Annotated in this window: 12 protein-coding genes; 8 read left to right on the top strand and 4 right to left on the bottom strand. The window is 65.0% G+C overall.

From position 1 onward, the window contains the following. Positions 1-252 precede the first annotated feature (252 nt). The 4 genes from recC to ACD584_RS00225 all read left to right on the top strand — a co-directional run bounded on the left by recC (position 253) and on the right by ACD584_RS00225 (position 10713). A complete protein-coding gene (recC, locus tag ACD584_RS00240) occupies positions 253-3657 on the top strand; it encodes an exodeoxyribonuclease V subunit gamma (RefSeq protein WP_076037607.1) in 3405 nt (1134 codons plus the stop codon). Further along, positions 3654-7610, top strand: a complete 3957-nt coding sequence (gene recB, locus ACD584_RS00235) for an exodeoxyribonuclease V subunit beta (protein ID WP_076037608.1) — start codon at positions 3654-3656, stop codon at positions 7608-7610. Before recC ends, recB begins: the two co-directional genes overlap by 4 nt. Before the next feature lie 361 nt (positions 7611-7971). Beyond that, a complete protein-coding gene (gene recD, locus ACD584_RS00230) occupies positions 7972-10254 on the top strand; it encodes an exodeoxyribonuclease V subunit alpha (protein ID WP_076037609.1) in 2283 nt (760 codons plus the stop codon). Positions 10255-10422: 168 nt separating this feature from the next. Further along, positions 10423-10713 carry a HigA family addiction module antitoxin gene (locus ACD584_RS00225; RefSeq protein WP_076037984.1) on the top strand — a complete coding sequence of 97 codons (291 nt, stop codon included), beginning with the start codon at positions 10423-10425 and terminating at the stop codon, positions 10711-10713. A gap of 531 nt (positions 10714-11244) precedes the next feature. Here the strand turns inward: ACD584_RS00225 and ACD584_RS00220 are convergent. Further along, positions 11245-11577 (bottom strand): hypothetical protein, encoded by a 333-nt coding sequence (locus tag ACD584_RS00220; protein WP_076037610.1) that lies wholly within the window; start codon positions 11575-11577, stop codon positions 11245-11247. A gap of 272 nt (positions 11578-11849) precedes the next feature. Here ACD584_RS00220 and ACD584_RS00215 point away from each other — a divergent pair, with 272 nt between their 5' ends. After that, entirely contained in the window at positions 11850-12449 is a 600-nt protein-coding gene (locus ACD584_RS00215; protein ID WP_228437959.1) for a hypothetical protein, read from the top strand. A 551-nt stretch (positions 12450-13000) separates the two neighbouring features. Next, the gene (locus ACD584_RS00210) at positions 13001-13816 is read left to right on the top strand and encodes a peptidoglycan-binding domain-containing protein (RefSeq protein ID WP_309545424.1); all 816 of its coding nucleotides are present in this window, start codon (positions 13001-13003) and stop codon (positions 13814-13816) included. Between the two features lie 392 nt (positions 13817-14208). On the opposite strand, the gene ACD584_RS00205 is transcribed toward ACD584_RS00210, so the two are convergent. Beyond that, a complete protein-coding gene (locus ACD584_RS00205) occupies positions 14209-15552 on the bottom strand; it encodes a hypothetical protein (protein ID WP_139328019.1) in 1344 nt (447 codons plus the stop codon). 465 nt (positions 15553-16017) lie between these two features. Further along, on the bottom strand, positions 16018-16845 hold the full coding sequence (locus tag ACD584_RS00200) for a restriction endonuclease (RefSeq protein WP_076037612.1): 828 nt from the start codon (positions 16843-16845) through the stop codon (positions 16018-16020). A 363-nt stretch (positions 16846-17208) separates the two neighbouring features. Between ACD584_RS00200 and ACD584_RS00195 the strand changes: the two genes are divergently transcribed. Next, complete coding sequence (locus tag ACD584_RS00195; RefSeq protein ID WP_076037613.1) at positions 17209-18105, top strand: RluA family pseudouridine synthase; 897 nt, start codon at positions 17209-17211, stop codon at positions 18103-18105. Positions 18106-18129: 24 nt separating this feature from the next. Here ACD584_RS00195 and ACD584_RS00190 read toward each other — a convergent pair whose 3' ends face one another. Beyond that, positions 18130-18375, bottom strand: coding sequence for a helix-turn-helix domain-containing protein (locus ACD584_RS00190; protein WP_042595378.1), 246 nt, complete (start codon positions 18373-18375; stop codon positions 18130-18132). Between the two features lie 111 nt (positions 18376-18486). Between ACD584_RS00190 and ACD584_RS00185 the strand changes: the two genes are divergently transcribed. Then, complete coding sequence (locus tag ACD584_RS00185; RefSeq protein ID WP_076037614.1) at positions 18487-18783, top strand: hypothetical protein; 297 nt, start codon at positions 18487-18489, stop codon at positions 18781-18783.

Raw genomic sequence — 18783 nt, 5'->3', positions numbered from 1 at the left:
AGATGTACGGCCCTTCGCGTTTGTCGGGTGCGTCGCTTAGGAGCGTGCAGCCGGCGAGTGGGTATGCCCGTCGCCGGGACTAGTGGTGCAGCGCTGCAGGTCCATAGAGAGGGCATGACAGCGGTCATTGCAGTGGCGATGTAGCGACCGCACCAGCAACGTGCATTGCGCTCTGCGGGGCGCAGTGCGCAATGCACGCATACGCCTCCCCAGACTGCGCATCTCGCCTGCATCCGGCACAATGCCGCACGCATGCATGCCACGTCCGCGCCCGATTTCCGTCTGTACCCGTCCAATGCGCTGGATACCCTGGCCGCCTTGCTCGCCGAAGAACTGCGCCGGCCGGTGCCCGAGCAACCGGTGTTGCAGCCGGAGGTGGTGCTGATTCCGCAGGTGGCGATGCGGCGCTGGCTGCAGTCCACGCTGGCGGCCGAGCACGGGGTGGCGGCGAATCTGGAATTCCTCACGCCCGGCGAATTCGTCGCGCGCGCGCTGGAGCGCAATCTCGGCCCGGCCGACGACGACCTGGACATGGCCACCACGCAGTGGCGTCTGTACCAGACCCTGCAAGGCGAGCTGGGCAGCGATGCGGCGTTGGTGCCGCTGGCCGGGTATCTGGCAGATGGCGATGCGCTCAAGCCGTGGGCGCTGGCCGGCGAGCTGGGCAGCGTGTTCGAGAAATACCAGGCCTGGCGGCGCGACTGGTTGCTGCGCTGGGAAAGCGGTGCCGATGCGGACGACCCGCAGGCGCGGCTGTGGCGCAGCATCGCCGGCGGGCGGCAGTACCGTGCGCGCCGCATCGGCCAGTATCTGGACCGTTATGCGCGCCCGGACGGCCCGCTGCCGCAGGGTTTGCCGAAGCGGCTGTTCGCCTTCGCCATCCTCAATGTGTCCCCGGACGTGCTGCGCGTGCTGGCCACGCAGGCGCGGGTGGGTACGCTGCATTTCTATCTGCCCACGCCCACGCAAGGCTATTGGGGCGATCTGCAGACGCTGTGGCAGCGCCGCCGCGAGGGCGGGGCGGTGGCGTTGTTCGCCGAGCAGGTGCAGGAAAACCCGTTGCTGCAGGCCTGGGGCGCGGCCGGGCGCGATTTCATGGCATTGGTCGGCGATTACGAAGTGGTGCACCCGCTGGCCGAGATCGCCGCCTACGCCGACCCGCTGGACGCCGGCCGCCGCACGCTGGCCGAGGGTGGCCTGGGCGACAGCCTGCTGCGGCGTATGCAGAGCGACCTGTTCCATCGCCACGCCCCGGCCGTGCCGCCCGTATTGCCGGCGGTGAACCTGCACGACCCCAGCCTGCAGGTGCACGCCTGCCACACGCGATTGCGCGAGCTGCAGGTGCTGCACGACCAACTGCGCGCCTTGCTGGACGATGCGCGCTTCGACCCGCCGCTGCAGCCGCGCGAGATCGCGGTGCTGTCGCCGGACATCGACCCGTACGTGCCGTATCTGGACGCGGTGTTCGGTGGCCATGGCAGCGATGACGGGCTGCCGTACGCACTGGCCGACGCCAGCCCGCTGGCCAGCGAGCCGTTGGCCGATGTGTTCCTCACCTTGCTGGGCCTGCCGATTTCGCGCTTTGGCCTGCACGAGATCCTGGACCTGCTGGCGAGTGCACCGATCGCCGAGGCCGCCGGGCTGGACGAAGCCGGGCTGGAGCGCCTGCGCGGTTGGCTGCATGGCGCCGGCGCGCGCTGGGGGCTGGATGCGGTGCATCGGCGCCAGCACCAGGCGCCTGGTGACGATGCCTACACCTGGCGCTTTGCGCTGGACCGCCTGCTGCTCGGCCACGCCAGCGGTGCCGAGGACGACATCGACGGCGTGGCGCCCTGGCCGCAGCTGGAAGGCAGCGCGCTGGCGGCGCTGGACACCTTGCTGCGGCTGCTGCGCGTGCTCGATCGCCACCAGGCCGCGCTGGCCGAGGCGATGACGCCGGTGCAGTGGCGCGAATGCCTGCTCGGCCTGCTGGAGGCGCTGATCCCGGCCGCCCCCTCGGCGCCGCGGGCGCAGCGCGCGCTGGAGCGGCTGCGTACCTTGATCGACCAGTTCGCCCGAGACGCCGTACGCGCCGAGTACGCCGGCAAAGTGCCAGCCGAGGTGGTGCGTGCGCACTTTGCCGCCGTGCTGGGCGAGTCGGACACGCGCGCGCCGCTGCTCACCGGCGGCATCAGCTTCGGCCGCATGGTGCCGATGCGCCTGCTGCCGTTCCGTGCCATCTGCCTGCTGGGCATGAACGATGGCGACTTCCCGCGCCGCGACCCGGCTGCCGGGCTCAATCGCCTCACCGCCGAACTGGGCACCGAGCGCCGCCGCCATGGCGACCGCTCCACCCGCGAAGACGATCGCTTTTTGTTCCTGCAATTGTTCGCCTCCGCGCAGGAGGTGTTCTATCTCAGCTATCTCGGTGCCGATGCGCGCGATGGCACGGTGCGCGAACCCTCGGTGCTGGTGAGCGAGCTGCTGGGCAGCGCCGCGCAGTACCACGCCGATCCAGGGGCGATCGATGCGCTGGTGGTGCGCCACCCGTTGCAGCCGTTCGCCGCCGCCGCGTTTGGTGCGGTGGGCGAAGACGGCGCCGACCCGCGCCGTTTCAGCTACCGCCGGCAATGGCGGCCGGCGGTGGACAGCCTGGCCGGGCAACGCCAGCCGCTGGCGCCGTGGGTGGCCGGTGCGTTGCCGGCCGACCCCAGCGCGTTGCCGGCCAGTGTCTCGATCGACGACCTGCGCCGCCTGTTCGCCGACCCGGCCGGGCAGTTCCTGCGCCATCGCCTGGGCATGCGCTTGCCGGACCCGGCCGGCGAAGACAGCGACCTGGAGCCGCTGCTGGCGTCCACCCGCGGGCTGGAGCAGTACGGCTTGCAGCAGCAGGTGTTCGACGCCGCCTTGGCCGGCGATGCCGATGGCCTGTACGAGCGCCTGCGTGCGCGCGCACTGCTGCCATCGGGCCCATTGGGGCGGCGCCAGCTCGATGAGCGCCTGCGCCAGTTGCGCCCGTATGCCGACGTGTTTCGGCAGTGGCGTGGCGATGAACCGGCGCAGTCGCACCGGCTGCAGGTGGAGATCGACGGTACCAACGTGCACGGCCGCGTGCCCGGGTGGTATGCGAACGGGGTAGGGCGTGTGCAGGTGGGCGCGCTCAGCGGCCGCAGCGCGATTCGCGACGGCCTGGAATGGCTGCTGCTGCGCGCGGCCGGCGAGCGCGTGCCGTTCGTGCGCTTTTTCGAGCACAACGACAGCCTGGGCCCGCATCCGATCGACCCCGAGCCGCTGTCGCAGACGCAGGCACGCGCGGCCCTGGCCGAGTTGCTGCAGCTGTACCGGCACGGCCTGCAGACGCCGCTGGCGTTCGCGCCGTACAGCAGCTGGAAATACCACCAGGCCGCCCGCAACGACGAATTGGACAAGGCCATCAAGGACGCGCATGGCCAGTGGCAATCGAGCTTCGGCTGGAGCGAATCGCACAGCCCGGAGCTGCGCCTGGTCACCCGTGGCCGCGACCCGTTCGGTGATGCGCAGCAGTTCGTTGACTTCGCCCGCACCAGCCATCAGCTGTTCGCGCTGCTCGAACACGGCAGCGCGCCGGAACCGCTGGATCCCGCGCGCGTGATCGAGAGTTGGCGACAGTGGCGTGGCGCGCAGGACGACGCCGAATGAGCAACAGCCCCGTGACCGACCCGTACCTGCACCTGCCACTGCACGGCGTGCGCCTGATCGAGGCCAGCGCCGGCACCGGCAAGACCTTCACCCTGGCCACGCTGTTTACGCGGCTGGTGGTGGAGCGGCAGCTGCGCATCGGCCAGATCCTGGCGGTGACCTTTACCGAAGCCGCCACCCAGGAGCTGCGCCGCCGCATCCGCGAGCGCCTGGCCCTGGCCGCCACCCTGGTCCCCGACGCCATCGCAGACGCGGCCGCAACCGAACCGCAGACAACGCTGCTGCGCGACGTCCCATCCGCCGTCGTAGGAGCGGCCTTGGCCGCGACCGAACCTTCCCAGGCGCAGACGACCGATGCGCCATCACCTGCGATCGGCACGGCCCTGCCCGCGACCGCACCTGCTAACCACCCATCGCACCCACACGCGCAGGACGCACCGGACGCCATCCTCACCCGCGCCATCCTTACCGCACACCTGGCCACTGGCACCGAAACTCCCACCGCGCTACGCCGCCGCCTGCAGCAGGCGGTGGAAGAAATCGACCTGGCGGCCATCTTCACCATCCACGGCTTCTGCGCGCGCGTGCTGCGCGAACACGCGCTGGAAAGTGGTCAGGCGTTTGCCGCGCCGCAACTGCTGGCCAACGACCGCGAACTGCTGGGCGAGGTGGCCGCCGACCTGTGGCGGCAGCGCGCTGCCGATGCCGCCATGGCCGACGATCTGGTGGCGCTGTGGCCGGCCGGCCCCACCGCCCTGGCCAGCGACCTGCGCGCGCTGGTGCAGCAGCCCGAACTGCTGCCCGCCGTCGCCGCGCCAACGCCGGACCCGCAGCCCGCGCGCCAGGCAGCCGCGCAGGCCGTGGTGGCCGCGTTGCGTGCGCATGGCGATATCGCCTACGACGCGGTGGCCGCCGCGTTCGAGCACAAGATCTTCGATGGCCGCCGCGCGCGCCGCCCCAGTTTCGACAAGGCCTTCGAGCAACTGTGGCAGGGCAGTGCCGAGGCGCATTGGGTGCTGGACGACGGCGGTCATCTGGACAAATTGCTGCCGCAGCGGCTGCGCGAATTCTGCAAGGACGGCGCGCACGACCGCGTGCCGTGCTCGCCGCTGTTCGACGCGCTCGCCGTGTGGCAACAGGCCGATGCGTTGGTGCGCCAGTGGGAAGGGCAGCGCCGCATCCGCCTGCTGCATGCGCTGCGCGACGATGCCGTGCTGCAGCTGGCGCAGCGCAAGCGCCAGCGCCGCGTGCAGACCTACGACGACCTGGTCGATGGCGTCGCTCGCGCATTGCAGGGCCCGCAGGCCGAGGCGCTGGTGCAGCGGCTGCGCGCGCAATACGCCATCGCGCTGGTGGACGAATTCCAGGACACCGACGACCGCCAGTGGCAGATCTTCTCGCGTGTGTTCGGGCCCGAGCAGGCCGCAGCGGGCGAGGCATTCGCGCCAGATGATGACGCGGATTTCGACAACGCTGCCGGCACCGCGCCGCCGCGCCTGCTCGCCTTGATCGGCGACCCCAAGCAGGCCATCTACGGCTTCCGCGGTGGCGACGTGCAGACCTATCTGGCCGCGGCCACCACCGCACAACGCGCGCCGCCGCTGGAGCACAACTTCCGCTCGCGCCCCGGCGTGCTGGCGGCCATCGACGCGCTGTACGCGCAGGCCGGTTATGCCGAGGCCTTTCTCACCGAGGGCATCGCGTTTCATCCGGTGCAGCCGGGCACCAAACGCAGCGACGCCGATCTGCTGCGCGATGGCGCCGCTGCCCCGGCGCTCACGCTGTGGCGCGCGCCTGCGCCGCCACCGCCGGCGAAAGGCAAACCCAAACCCTGGAGCGCCGGCCGCGCGCGCGAGCTGTGCACCGCTGCCTGCGTGGCGGCCATCCGCGGTTGGCTGGCCGGTGGTCGCGACGGCACCGCCACCATCAATGGCCGCCCGGTGCAGGCCGGCGATATCGCGGTGCTGGTGCGTAGTCATGGCGAGGCCACGCGCATCCAGCTGGCGTTGGGCGCGGTGGGCATTCCTGCGGTGGCCGCCGGCAAGCAGAGCCTGTTCGCCACCGACGAAGCACTGGAACTGCTCGCCTTGCTGCAGGCCTTGCTCGACCCGGGCGACGACAGCCGCCTGCGTGCCGCGCTGGCCACCGTGCTGATCGGCGAAGACGCCGCCGCCATTGCCGCCCTCGAACACGACGGCGAGCGTCATCGCCGCTGGCAGCAGCAGGCGCTGGACTGGCGCGAACGCTGGCAGCGCGGCGGCCCGTTGGCCCTGGTCGGCGATCTGGGGGCCACGCATGGGCAACGCCTGCTGGCCCTGGTCGATGGCGAACGCCGTCTCACCAACTACCTGCAACTGGCCGAGCTGCTGCAGGAAGCCGACACCCGCGCGCTCGGCCCGCACGGCCTGGTCGACTGGCTGGCACGCCGCATCGCCAATGCCGACGACAACGACGAAACCCAGCAGCTGCGGCTGGAATCGGACGCGCGCCGCGTGCAGATCGTCACCCTGCACAAGAGCAAGGGCCTGGAATACCCCCTGGTGTTCCTGCCGTACATCGGCATTGGCCGTGCCGATAAAAGCCCGGGCCGCCATTGCGTGGTGCACGCGCCACCGCATGGCCGCCAGCTGCACTGGAACACCTCCAAATGGAGCGCCGACGACACCGCCAGCTGGAGCACCGCCGAGACGGCGTGGAAGCACGAACAGCGCGCCGAAGACGCGCGCCTGCTCTACGTCGGCCTGACCCGCGCCGAGCACGCGCTGTGGATCGCCACCGGCGCCTTCCACCAGCACGAGCGCACCGCGCTGGCGCCGATGCTGCGCGACCCGGCCGCACTGCAGGCCAGCGCCGGTGCAGGGGTGATCGCCCTCGACGACACCGCGCCGCCGGTCACGCTGCCGCGCCTGCCCGCCGACGACGCGGTGCAGGTGCCCGCCGCACGCGTGGCGCAGCGCCACGTGGTGCCGGACTGGTGGGTCTACAGCTTCACCCAGCTGGCCAATGCCGACGCCGGCAGCGACCCGATGGCCAGCGCCACGCTCGCCAGCAGCGGCGGCAGCGACGAACCACCGGCCAGCGAGCCGGTGAGCGCGCCCGCCGAGGTGGAGGTGTTCGACCCCCGCTTTGCCGGCAACCGCTTCGGCGTGGCCATGCACGATGTGTTCGAACGCTGCGACTTCGCCGCCTGGCGCAACTGGCGCCCCGGCCAGCCCGCGCCCGAGGGCCAGGCCGCGGCCATTCTCGAAGCGCTGCAACGCGGCGGCTACGCCCAGGACGAACTGGACGACGGCCTGGCCATGCTCACCCGCCTGGTCGGCCACACCCTCACCGTGACCCTGCCCGAGGGCACCTGCCTGGCCGCGGTGCCCGAGCCGCAGCGCCGCAACGAGATGGAATTCCACTTCGCCATGCGGCCCACCCGCGTGGACGCCCTGCTGGCGCTGCTGCACCGCTTCGGCGTGGTCACCGGGCGCCAGGCCTTCGGCGCGCGCCACCGCCTGGAAGGCCTGATGACCGGCCTGATCGACCTCACCTACTGCGCGGACGGGCGTTGGTACGTGCTCGACTACAAATCCAACCGCCTGCCGGCCTATGACCCCGACGCCCTGGCGCGGGCCATGGCGCACAGCGAGTACGAACTGCAGGCGCTGATCTACACCATCGCCTTGCACCGCTGGCTGCGCTTCCGCCTGGGCGCCGGCTACGACTACGCCCGCGACTTCGGCGGCGTGCGCTACCTGTTCTGCCGCGGCCTGGATGCGGCCCGCCCGGCGGCCGACGGCCTCCCCGCGCCCGGCATCCATGCCTGGCGCTTCGACCCCGCCCTGGTCACCGCCCTGGATGCCCTGTTCGCCGGCACGCCAGAGGCTTCGGACGCATCAACGCCTCTGGCTAACCGGGAGACGGAGCGGAGTGAGGGCACGTCCGCACCGGGAAGGACAGCACCATGACCAACCAGGCGTCATTCCTCTCCAGCGCTGCGCCGGATTTGCTCTCCCCTTGGGGCGAGCGGGCACCGCTGACGCGCCACAGTGGGCTTGCTTCGGAGCGCACAGGCGGTCACGTGCGGGCAGGGGCGCGGAACGGCGGCTGGGGCGAGCGTCCGTCAGGTCGTGGGAAGGACCGCACCATGACCAACCAAGCTCCACACCTCTCCAGCGCTGCATCGAATTCCCTCTCTCACCGTGGCGAGCAGGCTCCGCGTACGCACCACGACGTGCTTGCATGGGAGCGGCCACGCGGTCACGCGCGTGCGCAGGTGCCGAGTGAGGAAAACGGCGAGGGCACGTTGACCTCGGGAGGCACCGCGCCATGACCCAACCCACCTCCCTGCTCGACGCCCTGCAACGCGCCGGCACCCTGCGCACCATCGACCTGGCGCTGGCGCAAAGCCTGCAGCGGCTGGAGCCCGACACCCATGGCGACGTACTGGGCGCCGCCGCGCTGGCCTCGCTCGCGGTGGCCAGCGGCCATGCCGGCCTGGACCCGGCGCGCGCCAGCGTGCTGCTCGACCCCCGCGACGGCCCGCCGCCCACGCTGCCCACCCCGGCCGACTGGCAACGCACCCTGGCCGCCTCGCGCTGGGTGGCCGAGCCCACGCCGGACGAGCCAGCTGCCGCCGACTGCCCGCTGGTGCTCGAACACGGCCTGCTCTACCTGCGCCGCTATCGCGAGTACGAACGCCGCCTGGCCCAGGGCCTGCGTCGCATCGCCGCCCACCCGCAGCCGGCCTTCGACGCGGCCGCGCTGGCCCCGCTGTTCGCGCAACTGTTCCCCCAAGCGTCCCCGCTCTCCCCGGAAGAGGGGGCCCGACGCGCAGGTGAGGGCAGGGACCTGCCCACACCATCGTTCGACCAAGAGGGCGCGCAACTGCCAGCGCCCTCCACCGACCGCCAGGCCCAGGCCGCCGCGCTCGCACTGCGCCGCGCGCTGCTGCTGGTCACCGGCGGGCCCGGCACCGGCAAGACCACCACCATCGCCCGGCTGTTGCTGCTGCGAATCGCCCAAGCGCTGCACGCCGGGCACTCCGGCGTGGCCACTGCGGCCAGCGTCGGCAACACATCAGCCGGTGAAGCCACGCAGCAGCCCGCACCATCAACGTGCACCAGCGCGCCACCACCAAGCGCACCCGCCACCCACGCCGCCGCACCACTGCGCATCGCCCTGGCCGCGCCCACCGGCCGCGCCGCCGAGCGCATGGCCGAGAGCCTGCGCGGCGCCGTGGCGCGTGCCATCGCCAGCGGCGTCGACCCCAGCCTGGCCGACGCCCTGCCCACCGGCGCCAGCACCCTGCATCGCCTGCTCGGCGTCATCCCGGATTCGCCGCACTTCCGCCACGACGCCGACAACCCGCTGCCGTTCGACCTGATCGTGGTCGACGAGGCCTCCATGGTCGACCTGCCGCTGATGTGCAAGCTGGTCGACGCCGTGGCCGATGGCACCCAGCTCATCCTGCTCGGCGACGCCGACCAGCTGCCCTCGGTGGAAGCCGGCGATGTGCTCGCCGCCATCCTGCAGGCCGCCGGCCCCGGCGATGCCCTGCAACAAGACGATGCCCAGGCGCTGCAGCCACTGCTCGGCAACCTGTCTGGTGACGTCACACCCAAAGCGGCCACGCCGGCCACCACCCACAGCGGCGGTCTTGCCGGCCACCGCGTGCACCTGCTGCGCGGCTACCGGCAGGCGGAAGACTTCGCGCTCGCCCCGCTGGCCGACGCCGTGCGCGCCGGCGACGCCGACACCGCCCTGGCCCTGCTGCGTAGCGGCACCCTGGCCGGCGTGCATTTCCACGAAGACGGCGAAGACCCGCTGGCACTCGGCCGCGACGCACTGCTCGCCCACTGGCGCGCCCTGGCCGACGCACACGACCCCGCCGCCGCCCTGCGTGAGGCGGGTCGCCTACGCCTGCTCACCGCCGTACGCGCCGGCCCGCAGGGCGCCCGCGGCCTCAACGCCCGCATCGAGCAACTGCTGGCCGAATCCGGCTCCGGCGCCCGCCGCCTCGGCAGCGCCTCGCCCTGGTTCCAGGGCCGCCTGCTGCTGATCACCGAAAACAGCTACCGCCACGGCCTGTTCAACGGCGACGTCGGCATCTGCCTGCGCAGCGAAGCAAGTCCCTTCCCGGGGCGCAGCGACGCACCGCCGTCGTCAGGGCCAAGCCAGCCCGGCGCCGCCGCGCACCGCCACGACCCACCCACCGACAGCCGTGCCCAAGGCCCGTTGGTCGCCTGGTTCGAAGGCGACGGCGACGGCCAGGTGCGCGGCTTCCACCCGGCCGCCTTGCCCGCCCACGAAAGCGCCTTCGCCATGACCGTGCACAAGGCCCAGGGCAGCGAGTTCGACACCGTCTGGCTGCAACTGCCCACCCGCGACGCCCGAGTGCTCAGCCGCGAACTGCTCTACACCGGCATCACCCGCGCCCGCCGCGCCCTGCACCTGGCCGGCAGCGAAGCGGTCATCCGCAGCGCACTCGCCCGGCACGCCGCACGCATCTCAGGCCTGGCGTGGCGGTTGGGTGCGCAGCAGCAGGCAGCACCCGCCAAGCCAGCAACAGAACCATCCACTGCGTTGCCCGTACAGGGGTCGTTGTTCTAATGGACGCGAGCCGGCGCAATGGCAGCAGGGAAAAGTGTTCTCAGGCAAAGAGCTGTAGCAAAAGACAGTTATTCGAAACTTTCGAATAACTGCCGCCTACAGCAATAGCTGCGGCACCAAGCATTAAAATCGCGGCGATCATCGCCAATGAGCAAGAGGCATCTGCCCATGACAGTCCTACCCAACATCCACCCCGGCGAAATCCTGCTTGAGGAGTTCCTCGAGCCGATGGGCATCAGCCAGAACGCACTGGCGCGGGCCACCGACGTACCGCCGCGCCGCATCAACGAGATCGTGCTGGGCAAGCGCAGCATCACCGCCGACACCGCTGTGCGTCTGGCCGCAGCGTTGGGCACGACCGAGCGCTTCTGGCTGGGCCTGCAAGCCGATTACGAGCTGGAACAAGCGCACCGCGCGCTGGGCGATCTGCCGTCGCGGATCAAGCGGCTGGCGGCTTGAGGGGAAGGGTGTCTCGCACGTCACGCTGACAACGGAGCACGCCCAGTGACCTGTAAGGCCTGTCGATCGCGGAGCAGCGCAGCGTGAGCGTGCACAGGCAGGAACGCGCACACTGATGCCTGGTGTCACCCTAAACGCGAGGTCAGGCGATCCACCTGACCTCGTCTGCCAGGTAGCAGGCCGGGCGGCTTACTTGCCCTTCTTTTCCTGCTTGGCCGCGCGCTTTTCCTTCAGCGTCTTGGTCGGCTCTTTCTTCTGGCTCTTCTTCTGGTCCATCCCCTTGCTCATGACACCCTCGTAGTTGTTGGATTGATCGGTGGGCAGCGCCATGGCCTGGCGTGCCTGCGCACTGTACGACGTGCGCGTGGCGGAGGGCAGGGGGATCGCAAGGCTGGGCGAGGGGCGGCCTCAGGCGTGGCGTTCAGTGGCAGGCCCAGCTGCCCATCGACGCGGCCGGTAAGGCCCCAAAACGCAAAACGCCCGCATGCGACCGCAAGGGTCTGCACGCGGGCGCTGGCGAGCGCTGCGGCCTTACTTGGCCGGCACGCGCTGGTACTGCTCGCCGCCGGTGTTGAGGTGGCCGTTGGCCTCGTCAATGGCGAAGTTCACCGTCTCGCCATCGCTGCTGACCTGCAGCGCCCCGTCCTTGTAGACCGCCGGGTAGCTCTCCGTCTTGGGCTTGCGGCTGAAGAACTTCGGCGTGGTGCTGCGGACCATGAAGGTCTCGCCATTGCGCTCGATGTCCATCGTCTCTTCCTGCGTCTGCACGTTGACCCAGTGGCCAACGAACTTCTCGCCCTCCACCTTGGCGCAACCGCTCACCAGCAATGCCGCGGCCAACGCGGTGCCCATCCACTTCATCATCGTGTGTTCTCCCGTTGAGTCTGGAGGCGAGGATGGCGGGTGGGGGATGTATGGGAGGTCAAGGACCAAGAATGCTTCCGGGGACAAAAAAACCGCTGCCGCCTCGGATGCATAATTGGAACAACGCGCTGCCACGTCTGATGAGGTTCCAAGCCCGATTTGACTTGCCAACTGCTCAGGGACGAGCGAAAGCTAGTGATGCCATCGCCAGCCCTTGTGACGTTCCGCTTGAGCTATGGGTAAGCTGAGTTGGTCTTGAAGCAGCCGTTAAGATGGGCCTTTCAGATGCCACCGCAATCAATAAAGGAAGAATGATGAGCATGGGTGCCTGTCGCTTGAATCCATATATCGCCTTTGCTGCGGTGCTTTGTATCTCTATGGCGGGATGCGCTTCGCCCGCCCAGGCAGTCGCCCCACAGCGTGAGCATCCCAGGCAGAACAACGGGCAAGCATCGGTCGCTTGTCCCTCGAAGGAGTTCACCACATTTCTTCAGCTCTATGCCGATGTTGCAAACGATGGCGTACGTCGCCGTTTCACCAATGATCCGCTGGAGTATGAGGTCCCGACTTACACTGTCGAAGACGTAACGCCAGCATCGCCGGCCACGCACATCTCCAAGCGGAAAGGCCCTTCTCGCCTCGACCTATTCCCGTTTCGTTATTTCAAGGACGCAAAAGTCTTTGATCAAACTATTCCAGGGGCAAAGGGGCCTGAGCGACAAAGTGAGGTTGGATATCCAATCTCCATTGAGTCGACAGCCGACGATGGGCGCAGGGTGGACTTTGGTATGGAGTATGAGATGGATACTTATGTCTTCAAGCGAAGCAGGGGTTGCTGGTACTTGACTCGCGTAATCAACCTCAGAGACTGACAAGGAGTTAGTCCATGGCAACATCAGACGCTACCCAGCAGGTCCCGTATCGCGTCATCCAACTCGAATGGGAAGCTAAGAAGGGATACACCAACGAGCCTGTCGAGAACTTCGACGGCTTAGTGACTCACCACCCAAATAGCAACAGATTCGCTCGTCTGGTCAATGGCAGCGCTGTTGGCGGTGAGCCAGGTCGCACGATGGGGCTGATTGGTGGTGAGATGCAGGAAATTGAGGTCGTCAAACCAGGCAGGTCGTATGGCCTTCGTGCTGACCAGGTGTTGTTGAAGAAGGACTTCATACTTGAAGATTCCAGGTCGCCTACAGGGCCGGCTTCAAGAGCGCTCGATGTTCCATCACCGGTTGCGGGAGTAGTAGGCGCCGTCGATACGACCGGGGGACTGGTTGAGGTTCTGGATAGGAAAGATGGTGACGTCATCCTGCGTGTCCGGCACATGTCTCCACTTCACGTAAAGGTTGGTGATCAGGTCGAGTACGGTCAGGCACTAGGAGTGCAGAGCAAGCAATCAACTGCAAAAATCCACGTACACATGGAAGTTGATACTCGCTACTACCAACACTACGAGAACTATGTAGGCGATCTGGTCAGCGGTCGCCTGTCGATCGATGCAGAAAGGCGGGATCGTGGCATTGAACCCAGGCCGTTCGTGGATGACGGAACAATCCGCATCGGTGAATCGTCTGAGATGGTTCAAAAGGTGCAGCAAACATTGAATGCCGAAGGCTATCGCGGCGCAGACAATCAGCCACTTCAAGAAGATGGTGTCTACCGTCTTTCGATGCAGGCAGCAGTGATCAACTACCAGCAGGCGCATGGCCTCTCTCAAACAGGCGACATCGACCCCGCGACATTGCAGCAGATTGCTCCGCGTACCTTCCCGCCCGAGCTGAATCGGGAGGATCACAATGCCACGCCAAACTATCGCAATCTCCAGGGCGCCGTGCCCTCGCAAGACCCACTACATCGTCAGGCCGAAGAGGCCGTGCGCCGCCTGGAGCAGAGCCTTGGCCGCGACTATGACGACAACAGCGCGCGGCTGGCGGCCAGCAGCGCCCACTTGGCCAAAGCGAACGGACTAACGCAGATCGACCACGTTGTATTGAGCAATCAAACAGCTGCCGTGGGGAAAGGCGAGAACGTGTTTGTGGTCCAGGGCGCATTGGATAACCCCGCTCATCTGATGGCGCACATGAAGACGAGCGATGCTATCGCTCAGCCTGTAGAGCAATCTCTATCGCAGCTGCAGACGCTTAGCGAAACGCAGCGGCAGCAACAGGCCCAGCAGCAAAGTCAGCAGCAGGAACAGCAACAACAGCCGAGCTCGCCTCAGCATCGAATGGTCTGAGCCGCTCAAGCTTTCATCTGTCAGTTCGACTCTGTGGCCGACGAGCTTTCACCCTCCACCTTGGCGCAACCGGTCACCAGGAGTGCCAAGGCCGGCATGGTACCGACCTCCTTCATCATCGTGCGTTCTCCCGGTGCGGATAGGGGCGAGCATGGCGGTGGGGATGCACGGGAGGTCAAGGTGTATCCGCCCAGGCCTTCGAAAGTGAGCGCTAGCGAGGGTAGAAAAAGTCAACCTGACCCCGTTACCCGCACTGATTAAAAATTGACTCCATTTACGGTCAAGAAGGCCGAAGCTTGTTTGCAAGATGCGCAAAGAGAGGGCGTCGGCATCGAATAGCTTGGCGAGCGCCTTCTATAAGTCGTAGCTGTGTCTATCGTGCTTTATGCACCTTAGCTCGCCTCATCGCTTGTTGGATGTTGAGCGGCGACCCCTCTCATTAGGATTGCATCCAGCCTTTCCGTTTGAAATTTTACGCTCTCGGGAGAGCTATAGCCCCGCTGAAGTAGAGATGTCATGATGAGGAGCATCCATGCTGTCCACTGACTCATGTCAGCAACGTCACGGGTAGTAACGTGTTGATATGAGGCGCCATGAAGTGCGCGACACCTCATGGCATAAAGTCTAGTAATTCTTCGCTTCAAACTCACGTACTCATCTGGTCGAAAGAAGTCCCCGCCACCGGCGACGAGCACCGTCGCCAATCCTGTTGAAACAGATCTAACTACTGATTCTTTCGTAGAGAAAAATGTTTCTACGCAACTCCAGTATTTGACAAATTGCATGACTGGTACAACGTCCCGCTGGGCATCCCAGAACCAGTACAATGCCTTCACCATAGCTTCTTCAAGTTCATTGCGTGACTCCATTTCTATAGCACGAATACCTCGCTCAAATAAACCTTGATCAAAAAGCTTCTCTTCAAAATCATTTAGTTTTAGCAGCTGACCGCTTGCAAAACCCATGTGAACTGTTGCTTCCTCTGAATGCTCAGCCCAGGAGAAGTAAGTGGCCTTTCCAAGTGCTGTCTCAGATGAATATCTAATGCCGAAGCGGAAGCCTGTTGCCCCATTCTCATAGTTGGCGCCCACGAACACAGCTAGAAGACCCATAAGAAGTTCCGCCCTCGAGCGGAATCTGGCTTCTGCAACTTCTGAGGTTCCTGTGACCTGTCCAACGATCAGTGGGTCTTGTCCAAGGTTGGCTATTGACCTAGATACGAGGTTATCTTTTGAATTAGGAAGATGTTCTATGTCTATCGGAAGTCCGACTGCCATTAAGCTCTCCATGGTTGGTGGGATGAGAGTGAAGTCTCCTAATTTGACAGGTTGATTGGCTTCTAAATGAATGCCATAGACGGATATGGCAAAGCTTCGTTTTATAACATCCGGCGCAATTTTTTCGCGTACCAACTGTACAAGCTCACTTCCATCGTCGGGTCTCTGGTCTTCAGACAGCAAAGACTCTATAACGCTCTTGGTTGCACGCCAGATGTCGCTATAGCTAGCATCTTGCCCTAGGATCTGCATCGAATATATGTTTTTAACGATATCTTTGAACTCGCTAAACCCGGCTTCCGTGAACTCAAGAATTCTATGCCTAGACAATTGAATCATTCGAGCAAGCGTATCTCGTGAGTCTTCCGCTTCTTTGCTAAATTTAATTGGCCCTATCCCTTTATACATTCTTCCGAGAGAATGGTCGATTTTTCGCATGGCCTTATTGTTGATTTTCACTTGATGCTCCATATTTTTATCCGGTGTCTCGCCGATCTGAGTGGCGGTCGATTTAAATTCCGTTTCAGATGGTATTAATTTTCACAATGGGTTGGGTATAAGCGGACAGTTCCATGTCGTCGATTAATTTCTAGATTCGGTCTTGTTTATATTCGAGTCGCCAGCGCTCGATTTTGGTTCAAGCCTCCCGTGTTGCTGGTAGCCAATGCTAGTTGAGGCCTTTCTAGCGTAATAGCCGTTAGACGATTCGAAATAGTCGTTCTGGTTAGGCCTAGCGAGTTGGATTAGCCAAAGAAACGTGGGGACAACGCCGAGGTTGCAAACGAACTTAAGTTTTTGCTAGTCGCGCGGTTCCCGTGATGGAAAGCCACCACTTGCGCGAGATAGAAATTGCATCGGTTTTCGATCTTAAGTTTACGAAAGAGTTGTTCACAGCCCCCCTAAGGAAGACGGTGTTAGGTTCATTTACGCAGTTCCTTTGCACTTCGGAAACTGGCTGCAGCCTAGGAAGTTTTCGCTCGTGCGCCGGTTTCTTCTCTGTACTAGCGCGCTGCCGCAGCGCGGGCAGCTCGATGTGGCAATGGCCGCGGAAGCAGCAGAAGTAGAAATAAAAGCGGGTTCGATGCGTGACGGTGTCGGCTGTGCTGTGACTTGTTGTTGCACCGTTTGAATCATTTTCAGCAGCTGTCCACCACCAATTAGCTCAATCGGCTTACCTTCAGCAAACCGCTTTGCGTCTTTCGTATAGGTGCCAACGCAGGCGATCTTGACCGAGTGGGCTTGGTGATGGGCCAGCAGGCCGTACATCTCTCGCACGACGCTGACGCCGACTTGCTGGTGCTTCCATTGCTTGCATTGCACCAGTGTGCGGCGGCCGTCCTTGCGCAGGATCAGGTCGATGCCGCCGTCGGCGCCGCCCAGGCCGGTTTCTTCGACGCTGTAGCCTTGGCGGCGAAAGGCTTCGCCCACCAATAGTTCGAACTGGCGCCAGCCGCCCGCGGCCAGGCTCTCCAGGCTAGTGCGTGTGTCCAGAAAGCGCCGCCGGCTGCGTGCGCCCAGATAGGAGAACAGCGCGGCGAGCCAGCAGATGCCGAGCAGCATCCACGCCAGTGGTCCAAACATCGCCGTTGATTGCTGTGCAATGCCCTGCGACAGCATTCCGCCGTGATGCGAGAACCACCAGCCAATGCCGTAGCGCACGCCAAGATACGCAACGATTCCCGCAACAACGCCCACCGGCCACGGCAACGTAGCCAACGCTTCAAACCCGCTCTGTTTCTTTCTGCGTCCCATGCAAGAACCCCCGTTCCAGCTTTGACCATAGCCGCTGCAACGGGTTTTGTCAGCAGACCATCGGTGCTGATGCGCGCAATTTCCTATCTGCTCGGCGCGAGGTTTTGAGCCGACACGAGCCCGATTTTCGCGCTACAGCTTGAGTTCGCTTGCGCGTGCATCGGCTCACTCGCGCGCACATGAGCATCGATGCTCTCAACCAAGCCGCACCAGATAGTGCTGTGTGCGTTGTCCAATCGCGTGTGCCACGGATATCGCTGGAGAGTCGCACGGCGGTGGCGATGAGCGGTACGGTTGCAGAGCAAGGCGTTGCGGCGAGGTACGATTCCCGCCTACTTGCTTGAGTGCGCTTTCGCCACTGCCATGTCCGTTCCACGCCCCATCCGCGATGGCATTCCCGCCAGCCAGTTCCAACTTCCCGTTGGCCCCTGGCAGACGGTGTTTGAGGCGCTATGCACTTGCTTTCCGGGCGTGGCTGCTGCCACGTGGCGTGACCGCTTCGCGCGCGGGCGTGTGCTGGATGCGCAGCAGCAGGCGCTGGAGGTTTCTGCGCCTTATCGGCTGGGTGCGGAGATCTACTATTTCCGTGAGGTGGCGGATGAGCCCATCATTTCGGCGGTAGAGACGGTGGTGCATGCCGACGCGCAGATTGTGGTTGCCTGCAAGCCGCACTTCCTGCCGGTTGTCCCCGCGGGTGCGTATGTGCGCGAGACGTTGCTGGCCCGGCTGGTGCGGCGCTTCGACAATCCATCGCTGGTGCCACTGCACCGCATCGACCGCGATACCGCCGGGCTGGTGCTGTTCTCAGCCAACCCGGCCACACGCGGAATCTACCAGGCGATGTTCCGTGAGCGACGCATCCACAAGCACTACCTGGCGGTGGCGCCGCCACTACCGGGGCTGACGTTTCCGTATGTGCATTGCAGCCGGCTGGAGCCGGGCGAGCCGTTCTTCCGCATGCGCGAGGGCGTGGGTGAGCCGAACAGCGAGACGGTGATCGATGTGGTCGCACGTGGTGCGGACACGTGGACGTATCGGCTGGAGCCGGTCACCGGGCGCAAGCACCAGTTGCGCGTGCAAATGGCCGCGCTGGGCGCGCCGATTCTGCATGACCGCTTCTACCCCGAGTTGGAAGATCAGCGGCCCGACGATCCGGAGCGGCCGTTGCAGTTGTTCGCACACACCTTGGCTTTCGATGATCCGGTCACTGGTGAGCTGCGGCGTTTTACGGCAACGGTCGGGCCGAATAGTCAGGAGTGAAGCAACACGCGCTGTCCGGGTGGATTACTTTAGTTCCTTCTCGAACTCGGTAACGAACTTGGTAAGCGAGGTTCCGCATGCATTGCAGAAATTCCGCAACTGGAGCAGATCCATCCGGCGACTGCCTCGCTCGACGTCGCTCACGTACGACTGTGGACGCTTGAGCGCTGTGCTTAGGGCCACCTGCGTTAGCCCAGCGGAGAGGCGAAGCTCGCGCAGTTGCTGCAGCAAGATGTCGTAATGATCTTTATGGATTGACTTGGTTGGCATGGCGGCAACGTTGATAGGCCGCACTAAAGCTATATCCCCTTTTCAAATATCTGAAAAAGGGATAAATTTGGGTGGCGGATATCTTGTCCGCTCACGTCGAGGACGGATGCCATGACGACTTCGAAAACCCGCAAGACGCCTACGCCAGAGGCCACCCTGCAAACTCAGGAAGAACACTTCACCTTCGGCGTCACCATCGAGCAGATCGACCGGTTCCACACGCTGTTGCGCACGATCACTGCGCAGAGCGACATGGTGGCGGTGTGCAGCGGCAAGCCGCTGGATGCCACCAGTCTGTCGGTTCTGGGCGAGAGCATCTTCAATGCCGCCCGGGCGGTGCGTGGCATTGTCGATGAGATCGATGCGCAGCGGCTACACGCTGGTGGTGGCGCAGACCCAACTGGCTGA

The sequence above is a fragment of the Xanthomonas sp. NCPPB 2922 genome, assembly GCF_041520885.1.
GTDB classification, from domain to species: Bacteria; Pseudomonadota; Gammaproteobacteria; order Xanthomonadales; family Xanthomonadaceae; genus Xanthomonas; species Xanthomonas campestris.
The sequence above is the reverse complement of the archived record's forward strand: the minus strand, read 5'-3'. Positions and strand labels throughout refer to the sequence as shown.